This is a genomic window from Mesorhizobium sp. M0904 (assembly GCF_040319475.1).
Taxonomy (GTDB): Bacteria; Pseudomonadota; Alphaproteobacteria; order Rhizobiales; family Rhizobiaceae; genus Mesorhizobium.
On record NZ_JAMYOC010000014.1, the window covers coordinates 31083 to 55945 of the forward strand.

Below are 24863 nucleotides of genomic sequence, written 5' to 3' on the forward strand. Positions count from 1 at the left end.
CCTGCTACTCCACGACCTTCGGCACAAGGAAGAAATTCTCTTCGGTCGCTGGCGCGTTGGCGACGATGTCAGCTGCCTTGCCGCCGTCGGTGATGACGTCCTGGCGCTTTTTCATTGCCATCGGCGTGACCGAGGTCATCGGCTCGACGCCGGAAACATCGACCTCGTTCAACTGCTCGACAAAGCCCAAAATGGCGTTCAATTCGCCGGTCATACGCTCTGCATCCTCCTCGCTCACCGCAATACGGGCAAGGTGCGCGACGCGCTTCACGGTTTTTATATCAACGGACATGTTTGTGCCTCGGGGAAAACCAGCGCTATAGCGGCGCAGCGCGTGCCGCGCAACATGCATCGTGCTGACAACGGCCCTATGGCATCGTGACGCCGTCGCAGAGGAAATAACTGCCGCCGTTACCGCTCTGCTCGCCTTCGTCGGCGGCAGGCCGAACCGATACCAGGTCGATCTGCTTCGGGCTCATCTGTGTCAGTGAGAGAACATCGGGAAAGACGTAGCCCGGCTCCTGGCATATAGCGGTCACCGCCCAGCTTGGTGAGCGTGTCGCTTTGGTGATCTGCAGGAATTCACAATTATATTCGATGCTTTCCACCCCATTTGCCGACAGCACGATATTGCCGCCCTCGATCACCGTCTGCAGCGTATCCTTTTTGGTCTGCGCGCAGAGATCCTCCGATTGCAGATAGACCCCGTTGATGAAATCCCCGGCGGCCAGCGCCGGCGACGCGGCAACCAGCATGGAAATGCAAAGAGAATTTCTCAGATCCATGTCGTCATTCCGGTTCGCTGTCGCTACAGCGTAATCGTCTCGCCGATCTTCGGCAACGCCACTTTCACACCCGATCCGTCCAGCCCGGCCACAAACTTATCGGCGGTCTGATCTATCATCGGAAATGTGCCGAAATGAGCGGGAACGACCGTCTCGAACTTGAAGAAACGCTGGCAGGCAAGGGCTGCCACCGCGCCGCCCATGGTGAAGCGATCGCCGATCGGCACGATGCCGATCTTCGGTTCATGCAACTCGTTGATCAGGGCCATGTCGGAAAAGATGTCGGTGTCGCCCATGTGATAAAGGGTCTTGTCCTCGGGGAAGTGCAGGACAAGCCCGCCCGGATTGCCGAGATAGGTATTCTCGCCGCCCTCGCCCGGAAACGACGATGAATGCAGAGCCTGAACGAAGGTGGTGGTGAAGCCGCCGCAATCGACCGTACCGCCGATATTGCCGGGATTGATCTGCTTGTTACCGACGCCCTTGCCGACCAGGTACATGCAAATCTCGAAATTGGCGACCACCATCGCGCCGCTCTTCTTGAGCACTTCGATGGCGCCGCTGATGTGGTCGCTGTGGCCATGGGTGAGCAACACGTGCGTGACCCCTTCGGCCGGCCCTTCCCACCCACCCGTCCACGACGGATTACCGACCAGATAGGGGTCGATGAGGATTTTCGCGCCTTCGATGTCGATTCGGAATGCCGAATGTCCGTACCAGGTCAGTTTCATCAATGCTTTCCTCGATTTTTGCTTCGGTAGAGGATAGAACGCCGACGGCGAAATTAAAGTGCCGCGCACGCTTTGCGCGTATAGGACGTGCGGCGTCGCGGTCAAAGGAAAAGCCATTGGGCATCATCACCATCGAGGAGTTGCCGGCCCGGCTCGGCGGCGGCAAGACCCTGGCCGGTCTCGACCTCGGCGACAAGACGATCGGCGTGGCGGTTTCCGATCGCGGCTTGTCCTTCGCCCACCCGCGCTCTGTCATCATGCGCAGGAAATTCTCCCTCGATGCCGCAGTGCTGCTCGCTCTGCTACAGAAGGAAAATGCCGGCGCCGTAGTGATCGGCCTCCCCATCAATATGGACGGCTCGGAAGGCGCGCGCGCCCAAAAATCTCGCGCTTTCGTGCGCAATATGGCTGGATTGACCGATCTGCCCTTCGTCTTTTGGGACGAAAGGCTGTCGACGGTGGCGGCCGAGCGGACGCTGATCGAGATGGATTTTTCCCGCAAGAAACGCGCCGGCAAGATCGATTCTGCGGCGGCCGCTTTTATCCTCCAAGGCGTTCTCGACCGGCTTCAGGTGCTCGGCGTCGATGCCTGGTCGAAATAACGGTTGCGCATCGCCGTGATCCAGCCACCAATCGCCTTGCGGCGGCGAAATGCCCAGAACCCCGTCAGCAGCAGCCCATCGAACACGCAAGCTTTCGCCACCATGCCCGGAATGAGTGCCGGATCGACGCCGAGCATCTGTCCATAGAGCTGGAAGACGAGATCGTGCAATTGACGGCTCAGCATGACGTAGCCGAAATTGATGTCGTTGAGCGACAGAAAGAACCAGCCCCAAAACAAGAGGAGCGGAGCCGCCCAAAGCGCGAACAAGGTGCGCATCAGCGGTCGTCCCTCGAATCCAGCCGGCCGGAAATGCGGGCAAGCGAGGAATTATGCGCCGCTGCCTTGGCCATGACATGCGCGGCCGCTCGGATGTCCCCGGTCCCTGGAACTGCCGCGGCAACGGCCGACCGCCTCTCGGCGAGCATCGCGACATAGGACGCCAGAAGTGCCGCCAATTGCACCGCGACAACCATGAACAGCCCATTGATGCCTTGCGCGGCGCCGCCGATGACTATCAGCGACAGCACGCCCAAGGCGGAGATGAAGGCGATCCGCACGACGCTGTCGGCAGGTTCCGGGTTGGTCGCGTGGCTGGTCAGTGCTTCAACAAAGGCCCAGCAGAACAACACCGCGACGACAAGCAGTGCCACGGCGAGCGGTGCCACGACGACGGCGTTTTCGAGATCGGCAAATCGAGTGTTCTGGACGGGAACGCCCAGTACGCCAAGGGCCGTCGCCACGCCTCGATTCCCGTCGATGCAGATGAACGCCAGCAGGGCGAAAACGGCCGCCCAATGCAATGCCAGAAAAGAGCTCAGAATATGCCGCATGACGCTCCCGCTTCGCAGGGCAAAGCCGCTCAAGCTGAACAGTCCTTGCCTTAACCATAACATTGGGCTTTGCCACCGGCCGCCGCAATGGAAACCATTCGTTAAGGTTAACGGCCATCCACAGGGGCGCGAGAGCGGCAGCGAATTTGGCAACGGCACCTAGTTGATCGGCGGGTAGAGCGTATCGATGATCATGCGGGCATCATGGCGCGAATCGATCATGCCATAGGTATTGCGCCACTGGCCGGCGAGGCGCGTTTCGACGAAGGCGTCGGCGATCCGCCCTGCCCCCAGCCTGCGAAGCTCTGCCGCCGCCGCCGACAATGCCAATTGCTCGGTCAAGAGCCGCGCCGAGCCCTCGTCGGTTGCAGCGACCTGCATTGCCGCCTTGAGCACGCCGACGGTGCCGCGTCCGCCGGCGCCTAGATCACGGTCGATGCCGGCCAGCACGTCGTCGAACAGGCCTGGCGCGCGGCCGAGCACGCGCAACACGTCGAGCGCCATGACGTTGCCTGAACCTTCCCAGATCGCGTTGACCGGAGCTTCGCGATAGTAGCGGGCGAGCGGCCCCTCCTCGACATAGCCATTGCCGCCGAGGCACTCCATCGCTTCATAGAGCAGCGGCGGCGCAATCTTGCAGACCCAGTATTTGACGACAGGCGTCATGGCGCGGGCGAAGGCCGCCTCGCCGCGGTCGCCGGCCGCCTCGTCGAAGGAGCGCGCCAGCCGGAACGACAGCGCGGTAGCGGCGGCAACGTCGAGCGCCATATCGGCCAGCACACGCTGCATCAGCGGCTGCTCGATCAGATTTGTTCCAAACACCTTGCGGTGGCGCGTGTGGTGGACAGCCTCGGCCAGTCCGGCCCGCATGATCGCCGAAGAGGCGACGGCGCAGTCGAGCCGCGTCAGGGTCACCATATCCATGATCGTCTTTACGCCGGCGCCGGACTCGCCGACCATCTCGCCGATGGCATTGACGAATTCCACCTCCGACGAGGCATTGGAGCGGTTGCCGAGCTTGTCCTTCAGCCGTTGAAAACGGAAGCCGTTACCGGATCCGTCGCCGAGCAAGCGGGGCACGAGAAAGCACGACAGTCCCTCCGCCACCTGTCCGAGCACCAGGAAGGCATCCGACATCGGCGCCGACATGAACCATTTGTGGCCGGTCAGGCGATAAAACCCGCTGCCGGCGCGCTCCGCCTTGGTGACGTTGGAGCGGACATCGGTGCCGCCTTGCTTCTCGGTCATGCCCATGCCGAGTGTCAGCCCTGCTTTTTCGACCGGCGGCTTTTGGCTTTGATCGTACTTGCGCGTCGTCACCCGCGGCGCCCATTCGCGAAACAGCTTCGGGCTGGCCATCAGCGCTGCCAGCGAAGCGCTGGTCATGGTGATCGGGCAGAGATGCCCGGTCTCGAGCTCAGCCGTGAGATAAAAGCGCGCGGCGCGCACCTGGTGGCGACGGCCGATCTCGGCGTCGCCATTCTCCCAGACCGACGAATGCAGCCCGTTGGCAACAGAGCGGCGCATGAGCGCGTGATAGGCGGGATGGAACTCGACCTGGTCGATGCGCCGGCCCTGGCGATCATGGGTCCTGAGCTTCGGCGTCTCGACATTGGCAAGACGAGCCAGCTCCTGCGCCTCATGTGTCAGAACGAAACGGCCAAGCCCGTCGAGGTCCTTACGCACCGGATCGGAAAAGCGCTCGGCAAGCTGGATCAGCAACGGATCGCCCCGCCAGGCGTTGCCGCCGGCCAGCGGCGGCGGCTGGTTGGTCACGTCGTCAGTCACGCTTCGTCCTTATCACCTGAAGGCTGCGAATCCAAAGCCAAGGCGGTTTATAGCCTATGGCTAGCGGCGCGCGACGAAAATACCGGGGAGAACCGATCCAATCCCAAGCCGATGCTTGCAGCCGCGGAGCCTCCCCCCTATAGCAGCGACTTGAGATGACCGACGCATCGTCCCTGCCACTTTATCCCCACCGCCATCTTCTGGGCATCCGCGATCTTTCCCCCGCCGACATCGAGCTTCTGCTCGACCGGGCGGACCAGGCCGTTGCCATCTCGCGGCAATCGGACAAGAAGACATCGACGCTGCGCGGCCGCACCCAGATCAATCTGTTCTACGAAGCCTCGACCCGTACGCAATCGTCGTTCGAGCTGGCCGGCAAACGGCTCGGCGCCGACGTCATGAACATGTCCGTAGCGAGCTCTTCGGTGAAAAAGGGCGAGACGCTGATCGATACTGCGATGACGCTGAATGCCATGCGTCCCGACATATTGATCATCCGCCATCAATCGGCCGGCGCGGCAGCACTTCTTGCCCAAAAAGTCGGCTGCTCGGTGGTCAATGCCGGCGACGGCGCCCATGAGCATCCTACCCAGGCACTGCTCGACGCACTGACCATCCGCCGCGCCAAGGGTCCGCTGTCGAAGCTGATCGTGGCGATCTGCGGCGACATCCTGCATTCGCGCGTGGCCCGCTCCAATATCATCCTGCTCAACGCGCTTGGTGCCCAGGTCAGGGTCGTCGCCCCTTCGACGCTTTTGCCCACCGGCATCGCGAAGATGGGCGTCATCGTCACCCGTTCCATGGCCGAGGGTCTGAAGGACGCCGACGTGGTAATGATGCTGCGCCTGCAGCGCGAACGCATGGAAGGCGCTTTCGTACCGTCGGTGCGCGAATATTTCCGCTATTTCGGCCTCGACGCCGAGAAGCTGAAGGCGGCCAAGGACGGTGCGCTGGTTATGCATCCCGGCCCGATGAACCGCGGCGTAGAGATCGCCTCGGAGATCGCCGACGGCCCGCAAAGCGTCATCCAGGAACAGGTTGAGATGGGCGTCGCCGTACGCATGGCGGTGATGGAAGCGCTGCTCGACCCGCGTCGAAACCACGAGGGTCGGGGCCGATGAGCATAACGGTCTTCAGCCGCGCCCGCATCGTCGACCCATCGCGCGGCATCGATGAGATCGGCACCGTCATCGTCGAAGGGCGCAAAATTGTTGCCGCTGGCAAGGCGGCCTTGAACCAGGGCGCGCCCGAAGCCGCCACGATCATCGAGTGCGCCGGCAAGGCGATCATCCCCGGCCTGATCGATGCGCGTGTCTTCATCGGCGAACCGGGCGGCGAACACCGGGAGACCATCGCCTCGGCCAGCGTGGCGGCAGCGGCCGGCGGCGTCACCTCGATTGTGATGATGCCCGATACCGACCCGGTGATCGACAATGTCGCATTGGTCGAGTTTGTGCTGCGCACCGCCAAGGATACAGCCATCGTCAACATCTTTCCGGCAGCGGCGATCACCAAGGGTCTCGAAGGCCGTGAGATGACCGAGTTCGGCCTGCTCCTCGAAGCCGGCGCGGTCGCCTTCACTGACGGTCGCCACATCATATCCAGCGCGCTGGTGATGCGCCGGGCGCTGACCTATGCGCGCGATTTCGGTGGCGTGATCGCCCACGAAACCCAGGATGCCGATCTCGCCTCGTCAGGCGTGATGAATGAAGGCCTATATGCAAGTTGGCTCGGCCTTGCCGGTATTCCGCGCGAGGCCGAATCCATCCCGCTGGAGCGCGATCTGGCGCTGGCGCGGCTGACCGGCGGCGCCTATCACGCGGCCAAGATCTCGACGGCGATGGCGGCGGCTGCTGTGACGCGAGCCAAGGCCGAAGGCGCCAATGTCACATCCGGCGTGTCGATCCACAATCTGTCGCTCAACGAGAACGATGTCGGCGAGTACCGCACCTTCTTCCGGCTGACGCCGCCGCTGCGCGCCGAGGAAGACCGGCTGGCGATGATCGAAGCGATCAAGGACGGCACCATCGACCTCATCGTCTCCTCGCACGACCCGCAGGACGTCGACACCAAGCGCCTGCCCTTTGCCGATGCTGCGGCCGGCGCCATCGGGCTGGAAACGCTGCTGGGCGCAGCGTTGCGGCTCTATCACAATGGCGACGTGATGCTGCTGCGGCTGATCGAGACGCTGTCGACCGCGCCGGCAAGATTGTTCAGCCTGCCCGGCGGCACGCTGAAACCGGGGGCATTGGCCGACCTTGCGCTCGTCGATCTGGACGAGCCATGGATCGTTAGCGAGAGCGGCATCCGCTCACGCTCGAAAAACACCTGTTTCGAAGGCGCGCGACTGCAAGGCAAGGTCTTGCAAACGATGGTGGCGGGTCGCACAGTGTTTTCGGCCTAGGACGAAGCGGGTGTCACGTCTTCAAATTCGCTCAGCCAAGGAAAGTTCGGGGGAACAATGGTTTACAGTCCCGTCTTGGCATTGGTGTTCGGCTATCTTCTCGGCTCGATCCCGTTTGGCCTGCTGATCACCCGTGCCGCCGGCCTCGGCGACGTGCGCAACATCGGCTCCGGCAACATCGGCGCCACCAATGTGCTGCGCACCGGCAACAAGGGCTTGGCCGCGGCCACGCTGCTGCTCGATGCGCTGAAGGGCACCGCGGCGGTGTTGATCGCAGGCCGCTTTGCGCCCGAGCTCGGACTTTGGGCCGGATTCGGCGCGTTTTCAGGTCATCTTTTTCCGGTCTGGCTCGGCTTCAAGGGGGGCAAGGGTGTCGCCACTTACCTTGGCGTGCTGATCGGCCTTGCCTGGCAAGTGGCGCTGATCTTCGCCGTCGTCTGGCTGGCGGTGGCCTTCCTGTTCCGCTTCTCCTCGCTTGCGGCACTGACGGCAGCGGTCGTCGTGCCCGTTGCCCTGTATTTCCTGAGCACCCAGCAGATTGCCGGGCTTTTCGCGGCGATGAGCCTCATCGTCATCGTAAAGCACCGCGCCAACATTGCGCGGCTGCTTGCCGGCACCGAGGGTAAGATCGGGGCCAAGGAGTGAGCGAGCCCGACTCCGGGCCGCGCCTCAGCGACCGGCAGCGGCTGAGCTGGCTTCGTCTGATCCGCACGCCGAATGTCGGCCCGGCTTCCTTTCGCGACCTGATCAACCGGTTCGGTTCGGCCGAAGCAGCATTATCGATGCTGCCCGAGCTGATGATTTCGGGTGGCGCCAAAAAAATCGTCCGCATCCCGTCCATTGCCGAGGTCGAGGCGGAGCTGGAGACGGCCCGGCGGGCCGGCGCCCGCTTCGTCGGCATCGGCGAGGCGGATTATCCGCCGCTGATGAAAAGCATGGATCATCCGCCGCCGCTGCTCGCGGTCAGGGGCAACAGCGCGGTGTTCCGCTTGCCAGCGGTCGCTATCGTCGGCGCTCGCAACGCATCGCTGGCAGGCATCAAGATGGCGCGGATGCTGGCGGCGGATCTCGGCCGCGACGGCTATGGCATTGTTTCCGGCCTGGCGCGCGGCATCGATACGGCCGCTCACCAGGGCAGCCTTTCGACCGGCACGATCGGCGTGCTCGCCGGCGGCCTCGATTTGCCCTACCCGCCCGAAAATGCCGGCCTGTGCGACGAGATCGCCGAGGGTGGCGGCGCCATCATTTCCGAAATGCCGTTCGGCTGGCAGCCGCGCGCACAGGACTTTCCGCGCCGCAACCGGCTCGTCGCCGGTGCTGCATTGGGATTGGTAGTGGTCGAGGCCGCACAGCGCTCCGGCTCGCTGATCAGCGCCCGCCTCGCCGGCGAGATGGGGCGGCTGGTTTTCGCCGTTCCCGGTTCACCGCTCGATCCGCGCGCCGCCGGCGCCAATGGCCTGCTCAAGGACGGCGCCACCCTTGTGACCGAGGCCGCCGATATCACCGGTGCCATAGCGCCGCTGGTCGGCGGCTGGTCGCCAAGGACATCGCCGCTTGAAGAGCCGCCCGACTTTTCGGCAACACCGCCGCCGCGCGAAGACGATCGCGACCGCGTCGTCGAAGCGCTCGGCCCGACGCCGGTATCAGTGGACGAGATCATCCGCCACACCGGCCTGCATCCCGCCCAAGTGTTCATGGTGCTGCTGGAGCTCGACCTCGCCGCCCGGCTCGAACGCCATGCCGGAGGCAACGTCTCACTGATTTGACCCAGAACTTGCGCATGTCCCGGCAAGCAATTCCGACGTGATCGCGATGGCCGATCCGAGCAACAAACCAAAGCAGATGCTGTTCACTCGTATGACGGCCCTTGTCTGGTCAGCGCTGAGTGTCATGCTGGCGCTGCAATGGTCGATGGATCTCGGCATGTCGGGTTTTCCCGACGGCTACATAACGCCCTTCGCAAGAGCGACCAGCACGCTTCTGGGCATTCTGACGGCAGCCTGCATGGCCCAGGGTCTCTACTTTTTCCTGGCCGGCGCGTTCGGCAGGAAGGTAAGCGCCGTCGGTCTTTTCCTGCAAATCCTTGCCGCGGCGGTTCTTACCGTGGCGCCAGTACTTATCGTGAAGGATTGTCCGGGTTCTCAGGTGTGCAGCAGAGCCTATGAGGCGCTCACCGGCACGATGATGGACGATGGCGCGGGCGGCTAACGCCACTGCATGCGTTCGGCACGAGGCTGTCACCCATGTCGTAGGTACAAACTGTTACCCATGTCTCCGGGCCGTACCACTCTGGATTTGGTGAGCGCGATGGGATTCGAACCCATGACCTACTGATTAAAAGTCAGTTGCTCTACCGGCTGAGCTACGCGCTCCCGCGGGCTCAGAAAGGCCGCCCTCGAAATTGCGCGGAACATAGGGAGAGTGCCTCTGCCGGTCAACCGGAAAAAGACGGCTCCCGGACCGTGCCTTCCTGCCGCGTCATCATGCCGTGCGGTGCGCTTCGGCGTTGACGGAATTGCCTCCGTCTCGCGCAAGTCCGAAGCTCGCGCTTGGCGAGACAAGCGCAAGCAGCGAATCGAGAGAACCTTTGCAGATCAGCAACTTGGGATTCTTAGCGGAACAATTTGCGCAGCCTGCCCGTTTTTCCGCGACAAGGGACACGCGTTTCAAGGAGAAGATCATGAATAGGATCATGTCGGGCCTGCTGGCGACCACCCTTTCGATCTCATTCGCTGCCGCGGAGATCGTGCCAGTCAACGCTCAGCCCAGCTATGCGCCCCCTGCCCAAGGGCTCACCTCGAATGTCCAGACCGTCCAGTACGAGCCGTGGCGGAGGCACCGGAATTTCAATCGCGATTTCTCGCGTCGCGATTTCTCCCGGCGCAGTTTTGCGCGTGACGACGGCATGTATTGGCGTGGCCATCGCGGCTATCGCGAATATCGTCGCGGCTATCGCCGCCATGGCGACTACTGGTTCCCGCTGGCCGCTTTCGCCACCGGTGCGCTGATTACCGGCGCTATCATCAACAACCAGAATCGTGTCTATCGCGGCGATGCCCATGTGCAGTGGTGCTATGACCATTATCGGAGCTATCGTGCCTCTGACAACACCTACCAGCCCAATTACGGTCCGCGCCGGCAGTGCCGGTCGCCTTACTGAGTCGTGATTAGAGACTGTAAGCCCGCGCCCGCAACGGCGCGGGTTTCATGGGTGCGAAGCCGGTGCCATCCCTGCTTATTGCACGCTTAGCGTCCTGCGCACAGCGTGGCGCCAACCTGCCAGCTTGGCGGCACGTGTCGAAGCATCCATCTCCGGCTTGAACCGGCGCTCGAGCGCCCAACTCCTGGCGAATTCCCGCGCCTTCGGCCAGACACCGGCCTTCGAGCCGGCCAGCCATGCCGCACCAAGCGCGGTCGTCTCGAGAATTGTCGGCCGGTCGACCGGCGCATCGAGAATGTCGGCCAGCCGCTGCATGGTCCAGTCCGACGCCACCATGCCGCCATCGACCCTGAGCACAGTCTTGGCCGAAGCGCCCTTCCAGTCCTTGCGCATAGCGTCGAGCAGATCGCGCGTTTGGAACGCAACGGATTCCAGCGCCGCGCGGGCAAATTCCGCCGGCCCCGAATTGCGGGTCAGCCCGAAGATGGCGCCCCGCGCCTCGGCATCCCAGTGCGGTGCGCCGAGCCCGACGAAAGCCGGCACCAGATAGACGTTCTGCGTCGGATCGGCCTCCGCCGCCAATTTGCCGCTCTGCTCGGCCTTGCCGATCACCTTGATGCCGTCCCGCAGCCACTGCACGGCGGCGCCGGCGATAAAGATCGAGCCCTCCAGTGCATAGGTGGTCTTGCCGCTCAGCCTGTAGGCGATGGTGGTCAAAAGCCGGTTCTTCGAACGCACCAGATCGCTGCCGGTGTTGAGCAGCGCGAAGCAACCGGTGCCGTAGGTCGATTTCATCATGCCTGGCTCGAAACAGGCCTGGCCGATCGCCGCCGCATGCTGGTCGCCGGCCACACCGAGGATTCTGATCTCTGTGCCGAACAGACTTTTGTCGGTGATTCCAAAATCATCGGCACAGTCTTTCACCTGCGGCATCATTCTTGCAGGTATACCAAGAATGGCCAGCAACTCGTCATCCCAGGCGTTTTGTTCGATGTTGTAGACCAGCGTGCGCGAGGCATTGGTGGCGTCAGTGGCGTGGACCTTGCCGCCAGTCAGGCGCCAAATCAGAAAACTGTCGATGGTGCCGGCCAGCAGTTCGCCCTTCTCGGCGCGTTTTCTGGCGCCCTTCACCTTGTCCAGCATCCAAGCAATCTTGGTGCCGGAGAAATAGGGATCGAGCAGCAGGCCGGTCTTTTTCGTGAATTTCTTCTCCAGCCCCAGCTTCTTCAGTTTCTGGCATAACGGCGCGGTGCGGCGGTCCTGCCAGACAATCGCGTTGTGGATCGGCTCGCCGGTCTCCTTGTCCCAGATGACGACGGTTTCGCGCTGGTTGGTGATACCGATCGCGGCGACGTCCGCTGCGTTGCGGCCGGCTGTCTTCAGCGCGGCCCTCACCGTTTCCACGACGCTTGACCAGATTTCCTCGGGATCATGCTCGACCCAGCCGGAGGCCGGATAATACTGGGTGAATTCCTTTTGCCCGCTGCCGACGACCTTCATCTTGTCGTCGAACAGGATCGCCCGGCTCGATGTCGTTCCCTGGTCGATTGCAAGGATGTATCCGGTCATTCTCTCTCCCGTCGAAGCGAATTCAAGATGCTGCGATGTCTCGGCGCCCGATGGCGCGGAGCCGTTCACGCAAACAGGGGAGACGGCAACATGCCGCCTCCCCTGAGTATGGCGATGCGGGCGCGAACGCCCGCATCAAACAGCCCTATTGCTGCCAGCTCTTCACCAGCTCGTCATAGTTGATGGTGACCGGTTTTTCCTTCTCGTTCTCGATCTTGAGCTGAGGAGCGAGATTGCCCTTCTTGACCGCATCGGCGTTCCAGTAGGCGAGGTCATGCTCTTCGGCCATCTTCGGGCCGATATCGCCCTGGACGCCCGACTTCTCGATGCGGCTCATCACCTTTTCCTGCTCGGCACAGAGCGAGTCCATCGCTTCTTGCGCGCTCTTGGCGCCCGACGAAGCATCGCCGATCGCCTGCCACCAGAGCTGTGCCAGCTTCGGATAATCCGGCACGTTGGTGCCGGTCGGGGACCACTGGACGCGTGCCGGCGAGCGGTAGAACTCGATCAAGCCGCCGAGCTTTGGCGCACGTTCGGTGAAGCTCTTGTCGTGGATCGTGCTCTCGCGGATGAAGGTCAGGCCGACATGGCTCTTCTTCACGTCGACCGTCTTCGAGGTGACGAACTGCGCGTAGAGCCAGGCGGCCTTGGCGCGGTCGGTCGGCGTCGACTTCATCAGCGTCCAGGAACCGACGTCCTGATAGCCGAGCTTCATACCGTCCTTCCAATAGACGCCATGCGGCGACGGCGCCATGCGCCACTTCGGCGTGCCGTCGTCGTTCAGCACCGCCTTGGCGCTGGCGTCGACCATGCTGGCGGTGAAGGCGGTATACCAGAAGATCTGCTGGGCAACCGCGCCCTGCGCCGGCACCGGCCCTGACTCGGAGAAGGTCATGCCCTGGGCTTCCGCCGGTGCATAGGCCTTCAGCCAATCGAGGTACTTCTGGATGGCATAGACGGAAGCCGGACCATTGGTGTCGCCGCCGCGCGCCGTGCAGGAACCGACCGGTCGCGAATTCTCGTCGACCTTGATGCCCCATTCGTCGACGGGCAGACCGTTCGGAATGCCCTTGTCGCCATTGCCGGCCATCGACAGCCATGCGTCGGTGAACCGCCAGCCGAGCGACGGGTCCTTCTTGCCATAGTCCATATGGCCGTAGACCTTCTTGCCGTCGATCTCACGCCCGGTGAAGAACGCTGCAATGTCCTCATAGGCCGACCAGTTCACCGGCACGCCGAGGTCGTAGCCGTATTTGGCCTTGAAGTCCGCCTTGTTCTTCTCGTCATTGAACCAGTCGTAACGGAACCAGTAGAGGTTCGCGAACTGCTGGTCGGGAAGCTGGTAGAGCTTCTTGTCGGGCGCGGTGGTGAACGAGGTGCCGATGAAATCCTTCAGGTCGAGATTCGGGTTGGTGACATCCTTGCCGTCGCCTGCCATCCAGTCGGTCAGGTTGCGCACCTGCTGGTAGCGCCAGTGCGTGCCGATCAGATCGGAATCGTTGACCCAGCCGTCATAGAGGTTCTGGCCGGTCTGCATCTGGGTCTGGATCTTCTCGACGACGTCGCCTTCCTGGATGACGTCATGCGTGACCTTGATGCCGGTGATGGCCGTAAAGGCTGGCGCCAGCACCTGCGATTCATACTGATGCGTGGCGATGGTTTCGGAGACCACCTTGATATCCATGCCGGCGAAAGGTTTCGCGGCATCGATGAACCATTGCATTTCGGCTTCCTGGCCGGCGCGGTCGAGCGTCGAGAGGTCGCCAATTTCCTTGTCCAGGAAGGCCTTGGCCTCGTCCATTCCGGCATAGGCATTGCTTGCCCCTAGCAACAGGACAAGCGCAGTTGTTGATGTCAAGAATTGCCGTCGCATGTATTTCCTCCACTGTTAAAGTTCAAAGTGCGATCTGGATCGGCGGCCGGCACGCCGCCGTTCCAACAGTTTCCCCCTCTATACGTAGCGGAACACGCCGACGGCGAAGACCACGGAGAGAGCGAGAGCCCACCACAGATTGGGTCCGACTAGACCCAGCCAAGCGAGATGGATAAAGGCGCTGCCAAGCAGCGACAGGAACAGGCGGTCGCCACGCGTCGTTTCGAAGCGCAGCACGCCGACGCGCGGATTGCCGCCCCGCGAGACGTATTCCCACACCGCCATGCCGCAAAGCAGCAGAAAGATGGTTCCAAAGAAGGCCGCGGTCGGCCACGTCCAGGCCATCCACGAAAAATCGAGGTTGGACGAGAGGTTAAATCCCCACAGGCGGATATTGGCCGGGTCGCTGAAGCCCACCGTTATCGCCACGAAATCGATTTGAAGTGCCACCCAGGCCACGACGACCAGGGCAAGAAACAGCACGGCCCACCACCATGGGCTTCTGTCGACCTGCTCCATCATACCCTCCCCAGGGCAAAGCCCTTGGCGATGTAGTTGCGCACAAACCAGATGACGAGCGCGCCCGGAATCAGCGTCAGCACGCCGGCGGCGGCGAGCAGCCCCCAATCCATACCGGCGGCCGAAACGGTGCGGGTCATGGTCGCGGCGATCGGCTTGGCATCCGTGGTCGTCAGCGTACGGGCGATCAAGAGCTCCACCCACGAGAACATGAAGCAGAAGAAGCACGCCACGCCGATGCCGCTCGCAATCAGCGGCATGAAGATCTTGATGAAGAAGCGCGGGAACGAATAGCCGTCGATATAGGCGGTCTCGTCGATCTCCTTGGGCACGCCCGACATGAAGCCTTCGAGGATCCACACCGCCAGCGGCACGTTGAACAGGCAATGCGCCAGAGCCACGGCGATATGGGTGTCGATAAGGCCGAAGGCCGAATAAAGCTGGAAGAATGGCAGCGCGAACACCGCCGGCGGCGCCATGCGGTTGGTCAGCAGCCAGAAGAACAGATGCTTGTCGCCGAGGAAGCGATAGCGCGAAAAAGCATAGGCAGCAGGCAGTGCCGCAGCCACCGAAATCACCATGTTCATAACCACATAGGTGATCGAGTTGATGTAGCCCGAATACCAGGACGCGTCGGTGAAGATGGTGCGGTAATTCGCCAATGTCGGCGCGTGCGGGTAGAGAGTCAGCGACGAGACGATCTCGCCATTGGTCTTGAAGCTCATATTGATGAGCCAGTAGATCGGCAAAAGCAGAACGACGATGTAGAGCGTCGGCACGATCCACCACCAGCGCGACTCCTCGCCGCGACGGCGCATCAGCCGTGCGATCTCGTCCTGTCGCAGCGTGCTGGCGAGCCCTTCCGAAGCTGTCGTCTCGCTCACCCTATCGGCTCTCTCTTCGGTGCGGCTCATCTCAACGCTCCGCGTCGTAATTGGTCATCACGGTGTAGAACACCCACGACAACAGCAGGACGATAAGGAAGTAGACCAGCGACATCGCCGCCGCCGGGCCGAGGTCGAACTGGCCGAGCGCGGTCTTGACGAGATCAATCGAAAGAAAGGTCGTCGAGTTGCCGGGGCCGCCACCGGTGACCACGAACGGCTCCGTGTAGATCATGAAGCTATCCATGAAGCGCAGCAGCACGGCGATCAGCAGCACGCGGTTCATCTTCGGCAGTTGGATGTAGCGGAACACCGCCCAGCGCGAGGCACCGTCGATCTTGGCTGCCTGATAAAAGGCATCCGGGATCGAGACCAGGCCGGCATAGCAGAGCAGGACGACGAGGCTTGTCCAATGCCAGACGTCCATGATGATGACCGTGACCCAGGCGTCATATGGGTCTTGCACATAATTATAGTCGATGCCGAGCGCGTTGACGTAATAGCCGAGCAGGCCAATGTCGTTGCGCCCGAACACCTGCCAGATGGTGCCGACGACGTTCCACGGGATCAGCAGCGGCAACGCCATCAAAACAAGGCACACAGGCACGCCCCAACCCTTCTTCGGCATATTGAGCGCAATGAAGATGCCGAGCGGCACTTCGATCGCGAGGATGATAAAGGAGAAGACAAGGTTGCGGATCATCGCCTGCCAGAAGCGGCTCGAGGAAAGCAGTTCCTCGAACCATTCCGTGCCGGCCCAGAAGAAGACGTTATTGCCGAAAGTGTCCTGCACCGAATAATTGACGACCGTCATCAGTGGTATGACCGCCGAGAACGCCACCAGCAGCAGCACCGGCAGCACCAGGAACCAGGCTCTATTGTTCCAGGTCTTTTCCACTTCAGGCCCCCATCTCGACGCGCCAGGAATCGGCATAGATGTTGATACCGGCTGGGTCGAACCGCACCTTCGGATCAGCCGGAACCGTCTCGTCCTCGCCGATGACGGCGGCGATCTCGCGCCCTTCGAGATTGGCACGGACCACCTTGTGGCGGCCGACGTCCTCGACCTTGCTGATCCGGACGGCCATGCCCTGGCTGCCCAGGCGCACATATTCGGGACGGATGCCGAGCTCGATGGCGCCGCCACCGGCCTTAGGCACGCCCGGCAGTTCGATCTGCTGCGAGCCCAGCCGCGCAGTCTTGCCGTCGATCGCCACCGGCATGACGTTCATGCCGGGCGAGCCGATGAAATAGCCAACAAAGGTGTGGCGCGGGCGCTCAAACAGTTCTGCCGGTGTGCCGATCTGCACGATTTCGCCGTCATACATGACGACCACCCTGTCGGCGAAGGTCAAGGCCTCGGTCTGGTCGTGCGTGACATAGACCATGGTGTAGCCGAAGCGGCGGTGAAGCTGCTTCAACTGGGAGCGCAGCATCCATTTCATATGCGGGTCGATGACGGTCAAAGGCTCGTCGAACAGGATGGCATTTACGTCGGAGCGCACCAGCCCGCGTCCGAGCGAAATTTTCTGCTTCTGGTCAGCGGTCAGTCCGCGCGCCTTTCGTTTGGCCATATCGGCCAGCCCGATCATCTCCAGCGTTTCGCGCACCTTACGGTCGACGTCGGCTTCCGGCACGCCGCGATTGCGCAGCGGGAACGCCAGATTGTCGTAGACCGTCATCGTGTCGTAGATCACCGGGAACTGGAAGACCTGGGCGATGTTGCGCTCTTGGGTCGACAGATTGGTCACGTTCCTGCTGTTGAACAGCAACTGGCCGTGCGAGGGATGCAGCAATCCCGAAATGATGTTGAGCAACGTAGTCTTGCCGCAGCCGGACGGGCCGAGCAGCGCATAAGCGCCGCCATCCTCGAAGGTGTGGTGCACTTCCTTCAACGCGAAATCGGCATCCGTGCGCGGGTTCTGCAGATAGGAGTGGCGGATATGATTGACATCGATGCGCGCCATCGCTTCCTCCTAAGCCGCCAGCTTCGGCGCGGCCACGGCGCGGCCGTGCTCGTCGAAGACCATGATGTGGCGCGGGTCGATAAACACCTCGACCTCCTCGTCCGGCTCGAAGTCGCGAATGCCGTGGGTCAGCATGACCCAGCGCGCATCGGCAAAATCGAGATGGATGAAGCTTTCCGATCCGGTGATCTCAGTGATCGTCACCTTTGCGCGCACCGGCACTGCGGCGGCGTTGGGCCGATCGAGGGACAGATGATGCGGCTGGAAGCCGATCGTATAGATCGCATCGGCAATGCCGAAGAGTTCGGCCGGCACTGGCAATTTCACACCGCCCTCGAGCAGGAAATCCAGGCCCTTCTTGGCAAGCACAATGGTGTTGAGCGGCGGATCGGCGAAGGTCCTCGCCGTCACCAGATCGACCGGTTTGCGGAACACTTCGATGGTCGGCCCGAACTGGGTGATGCTGCCCTCGGAAAGCGTTGCCGTGTTGCCGCCGAGCAGCAAGGCCTCGTGCGGCTCGGTCGTGGCATAAACAAAGATTGTGCCGGCGGCCGCGAAGACTTTCGGCAGTTCCGCGCGTAATTCTTCACGCAGCTTGTAGTCGAGATTGGCGAGCGGCTCGTCGAGCAGCACGAGGCTGGCATTCTTGACGATGGCGCGGGCCAGCGCGGTGCGCTGCTGCTGGCCGCCCGACAGACTGAGAGGCGTCCGGTCGAGATAGGGCGTGAGCTTGAGAAGGGCGGCGGCATTGCGCACCTCCCTGTCGATGGTTGCCTGATCCGTGCCAGCTACCCGCAGCGGTGAGGCGATGTTTTCGTAGACCGTCATCGCCGGATAATTGATGAATTGCTGGTAGACCATGGCGACGTTGCGCTTTTGCACCGGCATGCCGGTGACATCCTTGCCATCGAACCAGACCGAGCCCGAGGTCGGCACGTCGAGGCCCGCCATCAACCGCATCAGGCTGGTCTTGCCGGAGAGCGTCGGCCCGAGCAGGACGTTGAGCGAGCCGTGCTGAAGCGTCAGCGAGACATCGCGGATATGTTCCGCCGCACCCACCGTCTTCGTCACGTTTCTCAGTTCAAGCATGATGCCTCCTCCCAGGCTTTCTGCATCAGTCGGCCGTCCCTATTCGGCAGCCGCCACGTGCTGCCGGCTTATTCCGCGCATGAACTCGTCGAGCACTGCGGCCTGCTCACGGCTGAGACGCAGGCCGCGCTTGGTCCGGCGCCACAATACATCCTCGGCAGTCATCGCCCATTCGTTTTCGGCGAGGTAGCGCACTTCGGCTTCGTACAGATCGGCGCCGAAGTTGCGGCCAAGATCGACGTTCGACTTGGCGAGGCCTAGCAGCTTCCTTGCGCGGGTGCCGTAGAGCCGGGTCAACCGGCGGGCCAGCCGGGCGTCGAGGAACGGGTACGCCGTTTTCAGTTTCGCCACCTCGGTATCGAAGCCGGTGACGGGAAAGTCACCGCCGGGCAGCGGCGCGTTTGCCGTCCATGGCTTACCGCGCTTGCCGAGAAAACCCTCGATCTTCTCCAGCATCGATTCCGACAATCGGCGGTAGGTGGTGATCTTGCCGCCAAAGGCATTGACGATCGGGGCGGCACCCTCGCCTCCATCGGCCTTCAGCACATAGTCGCGGGTGGCTTCCTGCGCCTTTGAGGCGCCATCGTCGTAGAGCGGGCGCACCGCGGAATAGGTCCAAACGATATCCGACGGCTTGACCGGCTGCGCGAAATATTCGCTTGCCGCAGCGCAGAGATAGTCGATCTCGGCATCACTGATCCTGACGTCGTGCGGATCGCCGGGATAGTCCCGGTCGGTGGTGCCGATGAGCGTGAACTCGTCTTCATAGGGGATGGCGAAAATGATGCGCCCGTCCTTGTTCTGAAAGAAATAGGCGCGTGGGTCGTCGAATTTCTTGCCAACGACGATGTGGCTGCCTTGCACGAGGCGGACATTGTGCACGTCGTTCAAGCCGACGGTGGCCGACAGCACCTGATCGACCCACGGGCCGGCGGCATTGACCAGCAGCCGCGCCTTGACCTCCTCGGCATCGCCGGTCCGCACGTTTTCAAGCCTGACCGTCCAGAGATTGCCTTCGCGGCGTGCGCTGACGACCTTTGTTCGGGTTCGAATGGTTGCGCCGCGCTCGGCAGCGTCGCGGGCGTTCAACACAACCAGCCGGGCATCGTTGACCCAACCGTCCGAATATTCGAACGCCTTTCGAAACAGCGGCTTCAGCGGTTTGCCGGCGGGATCCTTGGCCATGTCCAGCGTTTTCGTCGGCGGCAGCAATTTGCGCCCGCCAATATGGTCGTAGAGGAAAAGCCCGAGCCGGATCAGCCAGGCCGGACGCAGCCCCTTGGCGTATGGCAGCACGAAGCGCATCGGCCAGATGATATGCGGCGCGTTCCTCCACAGGACCTCGCGTTCCATCAGCGCTTCGCGCACCAGGCGAAACTCGTAGAATTCGAGATAGCGCAAGCCGCCATGGATCAGTTTGGTCGAACCGGAAGAGGTTCCGCTGGCCAGATCGTTCATCTCGGCAAGAAATACCGAAAACCCACGCCCCACGGCGTCGCGGGCGATGCCGCAGCCATTGATGCCGCCACCGATGACGAAAATGTCATGGATCGGTGATGCGCCCAAAGAGTCCTCCCTCGATTTCGCATTGCGGCATTTTTGGGTTCTTGCGAAACCGTACGGGGATTATTTCGAAATGATAACGAATGTCAAACGAAATATCATTGGCGACAGATGCCGCAACGGCATCTCTAGGAGAGCGACGTTTCGATCAGCTGAACTTCTGCCTCCTGGCAGATCCTACGCACCGATGGGATGTCGCAACGATCGGTGATAAAGGTGTTTACCTGCGACAGATGGCCGATGCGGACGGGCGCGGTGCGCTCGAATTTGGTCTGGTCCGACACGAGGATCACATGCCGCGCGTTGGCGATGATCGCCTGAGCGACCTTCACCTCGCGAAAATCAAAGTCGAGCAGTGCGCCGTCATGATCGATGGCCGAGGCGCCGATCACCGCAAAATCGACCTTGAACTGCCGGATGAAATCGACCGCTGCCTCGCCGACCACACCGCCGTCGGAACCGCGTACGACACCGCCGGCGATCACCACCTCGATCGAAGGATAAACGCGCATCCTATTGGCAACATTGATGTTATTGGTGATGACCATCAAGCCGCTGTGATCGAGCAGCGACTTGCTGACAGCTTCCGTCGTTGTCCCGATATTGATGAAAAGAGACGCGTTGTCGGGGATCAGCCGGGCTGCTGCGCGGCCGATCGCCTCCTTCTCCTCGGCGGCGATCTTGCGCCGAGCCTCATACTCCATGTTCTCGATGCCGGACGGGAACAATGCCCCGCCATGAATGCGAGACAAAAGCCGCTGGTCGCAGAGATCGTTGAGATCCTTGCGGATCGTCTGCGGCGTCACGTTGAAATGCGTCGCCAACTCCTCGACCAGTACGCGGCCATGGTCCTTGGCCATCTGGATGATTTCGGAATGACGCGGCGACAGATACATCTAGCAACCTCTCGTTTTCGTTTTACTTGTCTATAACGGAAAACGAAAGCCATGAACAGGAAGATCAGGTGACTGCAAGAAGAGCCCCGGCGCAACCTCGATGATGCCGGTCAACCCAGGCCACGCGCAATTTCAGTAATGACCTCGAAAGCAGTATGGACATCCGCCGCAGTCGTTTCGAATTGTCCGACCTGAAAGCGGATCGCCACCTTCCCGTCCACCCGGGTTTGCGTCAGATAGATGCGGCCGTCATCGTTGATCGCGCTGACCAACCGCAAATTGTGCTCGTCAGAGTCGGCGCCCGCAGCCGCGAGATGCCGGAACGAGAACAGCGACAGCATCGGCTCCGTGACGATCTCGAAATCCGGTTCCTTTGCCAGCCTTGCGGCGAGGCTCTCGCTCCAGGCGACATGGTTGCGGACCATGGTCCGCAGATTTTCCAAGCCATGTGCACGCAGCAGGAACCAAAGTTTCAGCGCGCGGAACCTCCGGCCAAGCGGCACCGACCATTCGGAGTAGTTGATGACTCCGTCGCGGCCATGCGTCTTGAGGAATTCGGGCTTGATCGCCAGCGTGCGCACGAGGTCTTCCGGCTGACGGATGAACTGCATCGAGCAATCGAACTGTGCGCCCAGCCATTTATGCGGGTTGAAGACAATGGAATCCGCATGTTCGGCGCCTGCCCAGAAATGCCGGAACTCGGGGCAGATCATGGCGGAGCCAGCCCATGCGGCATCGACATGCAGGTAGAGCCCGTGCCGCTTAGCTACCGCGGCAACAGCCGCCACATCGTCGGTGCCGCCGGTACTTGTGCCACCGACGCTGGCGATGATCCCCGCCGGCAGCATGCCGTTTTCGCGGTCGGTGACGATCGCTGCTTCCAGAGCCGCCGTCTGCATGGCGCGGAAGCGTCCGGCGACCGGAATGCGCACGAGGTTCGCCTCGCCGATGCCCGACACCCAGATCGCCCGGTCGATGGAAGTATGGACTTGGCCGGAAGAATAGACTCGCACGACCGGCTGGCCTTGCAAGCCGTTCTTGTTACCTTGCCAGTCGAGCGCGCGCTCGCGAATGGTCAGCACGGCGGCAAGCGTCGCCGATGAAGCCGAATCCTGCATGACGCCGGAAAATCCCTCCGGCAGACCAAGCGCCTGCCGCATCCAGTCGACGACACGCGTCTCGAGTTCGGTTGCCGCCGGCGAGGTCTGCCAAAGCATGCATTGCGCGGCCATGGCGGAAACCAGATACTCGGCCACGACCGAGGCCGGTGCCGCATTGGCCGGGAAATAGGCGAAGAAACGCGGATGCTGCCAGTGCGTCATGCCCGGCAGAATCTTTTGCTCGAAATCGGCGAAGATTGCCTGCATCGTTTCGCCGTTTTCCGGCGGCGCAACATCGATGCTTTTGAAGATTTCGCCCGGCTCGACAAACGGCCGCACCGGTCTTTCGCGAAGGCTGTCTCTGTAGTCGGCGCCCCATTCGGCCGCTCGCAGCGACCATTCGCGGAATTCGTTGCTATTCATCTTCGCCTCCGTAGCGCCTCGTCGAGCCGCCATCAAAGAGCACGAAAAACGAAGGTTTTCATTCGGGAAAATCAGGCAAGCTGGCAAAGGCAGTCTTCAGCGCGTTCGACCAGCTATCCGAGATCGTGCGATAATATTGATCATCCTGGGTTATTCGCTTTTTGAGGCCAACCTTGAAGGTGTCCTTTTCATAGAACAGCAGGTCGAGCGGCAGGCCGACCGACAGGTTCGACTTCAGCGTCGAGTCGAACGACACAAGCAGCAACTTCACCGTCTCGGCGAAACTCATCGTCCTTTCATAAGCGCGGATGATGATCGGCTTGCCGTATTTGGTCTCACCTATCTGGAAGAACGGCGTGTCGTCGGTGGATTCGATGAAATTGCCTTCCGGATAGATCATGAACAGGCGCGGCGCGCTGCCCTTGATCTGACCGCCGAGGATGAAGGAGGCGTTGAAATAGGAATCCGCCTTTTCGCCCGCCGGCGACGAACTGGCGATGACCTCCTTGACGGTGTCTCCGACCAGCCGCACTGTCTGGTACATGGAAGGCGTTTCGAGCAGCGTGGCACGGCGCTCCGCCACTGCCTTGGTGCGTTCGTCGAGCAGGCTGACTACGGCCTGCGTCGTCGCCAGATTGCCGGCCGACATCAAAACGATGACGCGCTCGCCCGGCTCTTCCCAGACATGCATCTTCCTGAAGGTCGAGATCGAATCCATGCCGGCGTTGGTGCGCGTGTCCGACATGAACACGAGCCCGCGATCGATCTTCAGCCCGACGCAATAGGTCATCGAATCTCTTTGGCAACAATCTTGGCGGAGATTACTGCTCCACGGTGACGGTGACGGCAAGCTGTTCTTCCGCCTGTCCCAGCCGAATTCCCGATACCGGTGTGGCGTCGCGATAATCGCGGCCAGTCGCCACCTTTACATAACGCTCGTCGGGAGAAATGCCGTTGGCGACGTCGAAGGCGACCCAGCCGAGGCCCGAGACATGCGCCTCGGCCCAGGCGTGGCTTGCCGCCTGCTCGATCGCTGCATTCATCATCAGATAGCCACTGACATAGCGCGCGGGAAAATCCATGGCGCGCGCCGCCGCAACGAAGATGTGGCTGTGGTCCTGGCAAACGCCGGTCTTGAGCGCCAGGGCCTCTTCGGCCGGCGTCGTCGCGTTGGTGGTGCCCGGCGTATAAGCGACGCGCTCGCCGATCATCGCCATCAACCGGTGCAGCCTTTCGATGTCGGTGCCCTTGCCGACCGAGGCAGCAAGCTCGCGAATGTCGCTGCCGATCGTCGTCAGCGGCGTTTCGTGGCCGAACAGCCAGAGCGGCACGAAACCCTGGTGCGGCCCGCAGACGCCGGCGGTGTCGCGCGTCACCACTTCGCCGGCTGCTTCGACGGTGATGAAGTCGCGCTCACCCTCGACGCTCAACAGCCGGGTATCATTGCCGAAATGGTCGGTGAAGCGCACTTCCTCGCGTGCGCCTTCGATCTTCAGCGCCCAGGACAGTACCGTCTGGGTGCGCCCGTTCACCGGGAGCAGCCGCAAACGCTGCAACAAATAATGCACCGGCGCATCGTAGCGGTATTCGGTCCGGTGGGTGATCTTCAGCCGCATCGCACTCGTCCCTGGAGCATGAGCTTTTCCGAAAACCGGTCTCCGCTTTTTGGGGTCATGCTCAATAGAACCTGTAATCCTGCGCGATCTCGTCGCCGAGTCTGGTGTTGTCGCGGATGAAATTGGCCAGGAATTCATGCAGGCCAGCGTCGAAAATATCCTTGATCGAGCCGGCCGTAAGCATGGCCTGGGTCTTGGCAGCCGTCGCATGGCAGGCGTGGCGCTCACCATAGTCGTCACCCAGGAATTTGAGATGCTCCGTCAGGAAGCGGTAGCAAAAGGTCAGCGAGCGCGGCATGCGGACATTGAGGATCAGATAGTCGGCGATGTTGCTCGGCTTGTAATCGGCGTCATAGACCCAGCGGTAGGAGCGGTGCGCCGATACCGAGCGGAGGATCGATTCCCACTGGTAGTTGTCGAGCGTCGAGCCGACCCAGGAAATCGACGGTAACAGCACGTAGTACTTCACGTCCAGGATGCGGGCAGTGTTGTCGGCGCGTTCGACATAAGTGCCGAGCTGCGAAAAATCGAAAATCTCATTGCGCAGCATCGTGCCGTAGAACGAGCCGCGGATCAGCGCCGTCTCGCGTTTGATTGCGTCGAGCGCGTTGGGCAGGTCGCGCTCGTCGATCGGCTTGGCTAGCATCCGCTTCAGCGACATCCAGGCTTCGTTGATGCTTTCCCAGGTTTCACGCGTCAACGCGGTACGCACCATGCGAGCATTGTTACGGGCCGTTTCGATAGACGACATCGTGCTCGACGGGTTCGATGTGTCGCGCAGCAGATAGTCGGCGACATTGGCGGCGGTGTAGTCGGAATATTTCTGCGTGAAGCTGGCGTCCGAACCGGCGCTGAGCAGCACCGAATTCCACTCCTCCGAAGCGTTCTGAGTACGGGTTAGCGCCATGCGCAAGCCGGCGTCCACCAGCCGCGCCATGTTTTCCGCCCGCTCGATATAGCGGTTCATCCAATAGAGCCCGTTGGCGGTGCGACCGAGAAGCATGTCAGGCGGTCCTGTGGCGAATGGTGGATGGTGGACGGTGAATGGTGACTATCCAGACT

At 61.7% G+C, this 24863-nt stretch carries 26 protein-coding genes and 1 tRNA gene; 7 read left to right on the forward strand and 20 right to left on the reverse strand.

Going from position 1 to position 24863, the window contains the following annotated elements; genetic code table 11:
• Positions 1-4 precede the first annotated feature (4 nt).
• The 3 genes from gatC to NKH80_RS16230 form a co-directional block, all read right to left on the reverse strand.
• Complete coding sequence (gene gatC, locus NKH80_RS16220) at positions 5-292, reverse strand: Asp-tRNA(Asn)/Glu-tRNA(Gln) amidotransferase subunit GatC (RefSeq protein ID WP_352992509.1); 288 nt, start codon at positions 290-292, stop codon at positions 5-7.
• 76 nt (positions 293-368) lie between these two features.
• On the reverse strand, positions 369-785 hold the full coding sequence (locus NKH80_RS16225) for a hypothetical protein (protein ID WP_352705470.1): 417 nt from the start codon (positions 783-785) through the stop codon (positions 369-371).
• A 23-nt stretch (positions 786-808) separates the two neighbouring features.
• A complete protein-coding gene (locus NKH80_RS16230) occupies positions 809-1516 on the reverse strand; it encodes a metal-dependent hydrolase (protein WP_352705472.1) in 708 nt (235 codons plus the stop codon).
• A 116-nt stretch (positions 1517-1632) separates the two neighbouring features.
• Here NKH80_RS16230 and ruvX point away from each other — a divergent pair, with 116 nt between their 5' ends.
• A complete protein-coding gene (gene ruvX / locus NKH80_RS16235; protein ID WP_352478941.1) occupies positions 1633-2118 on the forward strand; it encodes a Holliday junction resolvase RuvX in 486 nt (161 codons plus the stop codon).
• Here the strand turns inward: ruvX and NKH80_RS16240 are convergent.
• From NKH80_RS16240 to NKH80_RS16250, 3 genes are all read right to left on the reverse strand, one after another.
• On the reverse strand, positions 2085-2396 hold the full coding sequence (locus NKH80_RS16240; protein ID WP_352478942.1) for a DUF6105 family protein: 312 nt from the start codon (positions 2394-2396) through the stop codon (positions 2085-2087). The genes ruvX and NKH80_RS16240 overlap by 34 nt on opposite strands.
• Entirely contained in the window at positions 2396-2950 is a 555-nt protein-coding gene (locus tag NKH80_RS16245) for a hypothetical protein (protein WP_352705474.1), read from the reverse strand. The genes NKH80_RS16240 and NKH80_RS16245 overlap by 1 nt, the downstream gene beginning before the upstream one ends.
• 159 nt (positions 2951-3109) lie before the next feature.
• Positions 3110-4738, reverse strand: coding sequence for a DNA alkylation response protein (locus tag NKH80_RS16250; protein ID WP_352705476.1), 1629 nt, complete (start codon positions 4736-4738; stop codon positions 3110-3112).
• A 155-nt stretch (positions 4739-4893) separates the two neighbouring features.
• Between NKH80_RS16250 and NKH80_RS16255 the strand changes: the two genes are divergently transcribed.
• Genes NKH80_RS16255 through NKH80_RS16275 form a run of 5 tightly spaced genes read left to right on the forward strand, consistent with a single transcriptional unit; the run spans position 4894 to position 9350 of the window.
• The gene (locus NKH80_RS16255) at positions 4894-5859 is read left to right on the forward strand and encodes an aspartate carbamoyltransferase catalytic subunit (protein WP_352705477.1); all 966 of its coding nucleotides are present in this window, start codon (positions 4894-4896) and stop codon (positions 5857-5859) included.
• Positions 5856-7142, forward strand: coding sequence for a dihydroorotase (locus tag NKH80_RS16260; protein WP_352705478.1), 1287 nt, complete (start codon positions 5856-5858; stop codon positions 7140-7142). The genes NKH80_RS16255 and NKH80_RS16260 overlap by 4 nt, the downstream gene beginning before the upstream one ends.
• A gap of 57 nt (positions 7143-7199) precedes the next feature.
• On the forward strand, positions 7200-7787 hold the full coding sequence (plsY, locus tag NKH80_RS16265; protein WP_254817341.1) for a glycerol-3-phosphate 1-O-acyltransferase PlsY: 588 nt from the start codon (positions 7200-7202) through the stop codon (positions 7785-7787).
• Positions 7784-8908, forward strand: a complete 1125-nt coding sequence (dprA, locus tag NKH80_RS16270) for a DNA-processing protein DprA (protein WP_352705480.1) — start codon at positions 7784-7786, stop codon at positions 8906-8908. Before plsY ends, dprA begins: the two co-directional genes overlap by 4 nt.
• 46 nt (positions 8909-8954) lie before the next feature.
• Positions 8955-9350, forward strand: a complete 396-nt coding sequence (locus tag NKH80_RS16275) for a hypothetical protein (RefSeq protein WP_352705559.1) — start codon at positions 8955-8957, stop codon at positions 9348-9350.
• An 88-nt stretch (positions 9351-9438) separates the two neighbouring features.
• Here NKH80_RS16275 and NKH80_RS16280 read toward each other — a convergent pair.
• Positions 9439-9514 (reverse strand) — tRNA-Lys (locus tag NKH80_RS16280).
• Between the two features lie 308 nt (positions 9515-9822).
• Here NKH80_RS16280 and NKH80_RS16285 point away from each other — a divergent pair.
• Positions 9823-10302 (forward strand): BA14K family protein, encoded by a 480-nt coding sequence (locus NKH80_RS16285; protein ID WP_254817344.1) that lies wholly within the window; start codon positions 9823-9825, stop codon positions 10300-10302.
• A 75-nt stretch (positions 10303-10377) separates the two neighbouring features.
• Here NKH80_RS16285 and glpK read toward each other — a convergent pair whose 3' ends face one another.
• The 13 genes from glpK to NKH80_RS16350 all read right to left on the reverse strand — a co-directional run bounded on the left by glpK (position 10378) and on the right by NKH80_RS16350 (position 24804).
• Positions 10378-11871, reverse strand: a complete 1494-nt coding sequence (gene glpK, locus NKH80_RS16290; protein WP_352705482.1) for a glycerol kinase GlpK — start codon at positions 11869-11871, stop codon at positions 10378-10380.
• 145 nt (positions 11872-12016) lie between these two features.
• Positions 12017-13744, reverse strand: a complete 1728-nt coding sequence (locus NKH80_RS16295; protein ID WP_352705484.1) for an ABC transporter substrate-binding protein — start codon at positions 13742-13744, stop codon at positions 12017-12019.
• A gap of 78 nt (positions 13745-13822) precedes the next feature.
• Positions 13823-14089, reverse strand: a complete 267-nt coding sequence (locus tag NKH80_RS16300; protein WP_352705560.1) for a DUF2160 domain-containing protein — start codon at positions 14087-14089, stop codon at positions 13823-13825.
• Positions 14090-14262: 173 nt separating this feature from the next.
• The gene (locus tag NKH80_RS16305) at positions 14263-15177 is read right to left on the reverse strand and encodes a carbohydrate ABC transporter permease (protein ID WP_352478954.1); all 915 of its coding nucleotides are present in this window, start codon (positions 15175-15177) and stop codon (positions 14263-14265) included.
• A 1-nt stretch (position 15178) separates the two neighbouring features.
• On the reverse strand, positions 15179-16045 hold the full coding sequence (locus tag NKH80_RS16310; RefSeq protein WP_023674893.1) for a carbohydrate ABC transporter permease: 867 nt from the start codon (positions 16043-16045) through the stop codon (positions 15179-15181).
• A 1-nt stretch (position 16046) separates the two neighbouring features.
• Positions 16047-17114, reverse strand: a complete 1068-nt coding sequence (locus NKH80_RS16315; RefSeq protein WP_352705486.1) for an ABC transporter ATP-binding protein — start codon at positions 17112-17114, stop codon at positions 16047-16049.
• Positions 17115-17123: 9 nt separating this feature from the next.
• Positions 17124-18203 (reverse strand): ABC transporter ATP-binding protein, encoded by a 1080-nt coding sequence (locus NKH80_RS16320; protein ID WP_254817350.1) that lies wholly within the window; start codon positions 18201-18203, stop codon positions 17124-17126.
• Between the two features lie 39 nt (positions 18204-18242).
• Positions 18243-19769, reverse strand: a complete 1527-nt coding sequence (gene glpD, locus NKH80_RS16325; RefSeq protein ID WP_352992514.1) for a glycerol-3-phosphate dehydrogenase — start codon at positions 19767-19769, stop codon at positions 18243-18245.
• A 125-nt stretch (positions 19770-19894) separates the two neighbouring features.
• On the reverse strand, positions 19895-20662 hold the full coding sequence (locus NKH80_RS16330) for a DeoR/GlpR family DNA-binding transcription regulator (RefSeq protein ID WP_352478957.1): 768 nt from the start codon (positions 20660-20662) through the stop codon (positions 19895-19897).
• A gap of 110 nt (positions 20663-20772) precedes the next feature.
• Positions 20773-22185, reverse strand: a complete 1413-nt coding sequence (locus NKH80_RS16335; protein ID WP_352992516.1) for a pyridoxal phosphate-dependent decarboxylase family protein — start codon at positions 22183-22185, stop codon at positions 20773-20775.
• A gap of 58 nt (positions 22186-22243) precedes the next feature.
• Entirely contained in the window at positions 22244-22975 is a 732-nt protein-coding gene (locus NKH80_RS16340; protein WP_254817354.1) for a proteasome-type protease, read from the reverse strand.
• 31 nt (positions 22976-23006) lie between these two features.
• Positions 23007-23801, reverse strand: a complete 795-nt coding sequence (locus NKH80_RS16345) for a transglutaminase family protein (RefSeq protein ID WP_352992518.1) — start codon at positions 23799-23801, stop codon at positions 23007-23009.
• Between the two features lie 61 nt (positions 23802-23862).
• The gene (locus tag NKH80_RS16350; RefSeq protein WP_023674885.1) at positions 23863-24804 is read right to left on the reverse strand and encodes an alpha-E domain-containing protein; all 942 of its coding nucleotides are present in this window, start codon (positions 24802-24804) and stop codon (positions 23863-23865) included.
• Positions 24805-24863: the final 59 nt, after the last annotated feature.

Excerpts from the sequence above, each read along its gene's own strand:
- glpK (WP_352705482.1), bottom strand. The coding sequence starts at position 11,871 with ATGACCGGATACATCCTTGCAATCGACCAGGGAACGACATCGAGCCGG.
- NKH80_RS16295 (WP_352705484.1), bottom strand. The coding sequence starts at position 13,744 with ATGCGACGGCAATTCTTGACATCAACAACTGCGCTTGTCCTGTTGCTA.
- NKH80_RS16275 (WP_352705559.1), top strand. The coding sequence starts at position 8,955 with ATGGCCGATCCGAGCAACAAACCAAAGCAGATGCTGTTCACTCGTATG.
- NKH80_RS16260 (WP_352705478.1), top strand. The coding sequence starts at position 5,856 with ATGAGCATAACGGTCTTCAGCCGCGCCCGCATCGTCGACCCATCGCGC.
- NKH80_RS16320 (WP_254817350.1), bottom strand. The coding sequence starts at position 18,203 with ATGCTTGAACTGAGAAACGTGACGAAGACGGTGGGTGCGGCGGAACAT.
- NKH80_RS16330 (WP_352478957.1), bottom strand. The coding sequence starts at position 20,662 with ATGTATCTGTCGCCGCGTCATTCCGAAATCATCCAGATGGCCAAGGAC.
- NKH80_RS16345 (WP_352992518.1), bottom strand. The coding sequence starts at position 23,801 with ATGCGGCTGAAGATCACCCACCGGACCGAATACCGCTACGATGCGCCG.
- gatC (WP_352992509.1), bottom strand. The coding sequence starts at position 292 with ATGTCCGTTGATATAAAAACCGTGAAGCGCGTCGCGCACCTTGCCCGT.
- NKH80_RS16225 (WP_352705470.1), bottom strand. The coding sequence starts at position 785 with ATGGATCTGAGAAATTCTCTTTGCATTTCCATGCTGGTTGCCGCGTCG.
- NKH80_RS16335 (WP_352992516.1), bottom strand. The coding sequence starts at position 22,185 with ATGAATAGCAACGAATTCCGCGAATGGTCGCTGCGAGCGGCCGAATGG.
- NKH80_RS16240 (WP_352478942.1), bottom strand. The coding sequence starts at position 2,396 with ATGCGCACCTTGTTCGCGCTTTGGGCGGCTCCGCTCCTCTTGTTTTGG.
- NKH80_RS16285 (WP_254817344.1), top strand. The coding sequence starts at position 9,823 with ATGAATAGGATCATGTCGGGCCTGCTGGCGACCACCCTTTCGATCTCA.
- NKH80_RS16255 (WP_352705477.1), top strand. The coding sequence starts at position 4,894 with ATGACCGACGCATCGTCCCTGCCACTTTATCCCCACCGCCATCTTCTG.
- NKH80_RS16245 (WP_352705474.1), bottom strand. The coding sequence starts at position 2,950 with ATGCGGCATATTCTGAGCTCTTTTCTGGCATTGCATTGGGCGGCCGTT.
- NKH80_RS16350 (WP_023674885.1), bottom strand. The coding sequence starts at position 24,804 with ATGCTTCTCGGTCGCACCGCCAACGGGCTCTATTGGATGAACCGCTAT.
- NKH80_RS16305 (WP_352478954.1), bottom strand. The coding sequence starts at position 15,177 with ATGAGCCGCACCGAAGAGAGAGCCGATAGGGTGAGCGAGACGACAGCT.
- NKH80_RS16300 (WP_352705560.1), bottom strand. The coding sequence starts at position 14,089 with ATGGCCTGGACGTGGCCGACCGCGGCCTTCTTTGGAACCATCTTTCTG.
- NKH80_RS16340 (WP_254817354.1), bottom strand. The coding sequence starts at position 22,975 with ATGACCTATTGCGTCGGGCTGAAGATCGATCGCGGGCTCGTGTTCATG.
- NKH80_RS16230 (WP_352705472.1), bottom strand. The coding sequence starts at position 1,516 with ATGAAACTGACCTGGTACGGACATTCGGCATTCCGAATCGACATCGAA.
- NKH80_RS16315 (WP_352705486.1), bottom strand. The coding sequence starts at position 17,114 with ATGGCGCGCATCGATGTCAATCATATCCGCCACTCCTATCTGCAGAAC.
- plsY (WP_254817341.1), top strand. The coding sequence starts at position 7,200 with ATGGTTTACAGTCCCGTCTTGGCATTGGTGTTCGGCTATCTTCTCGGC.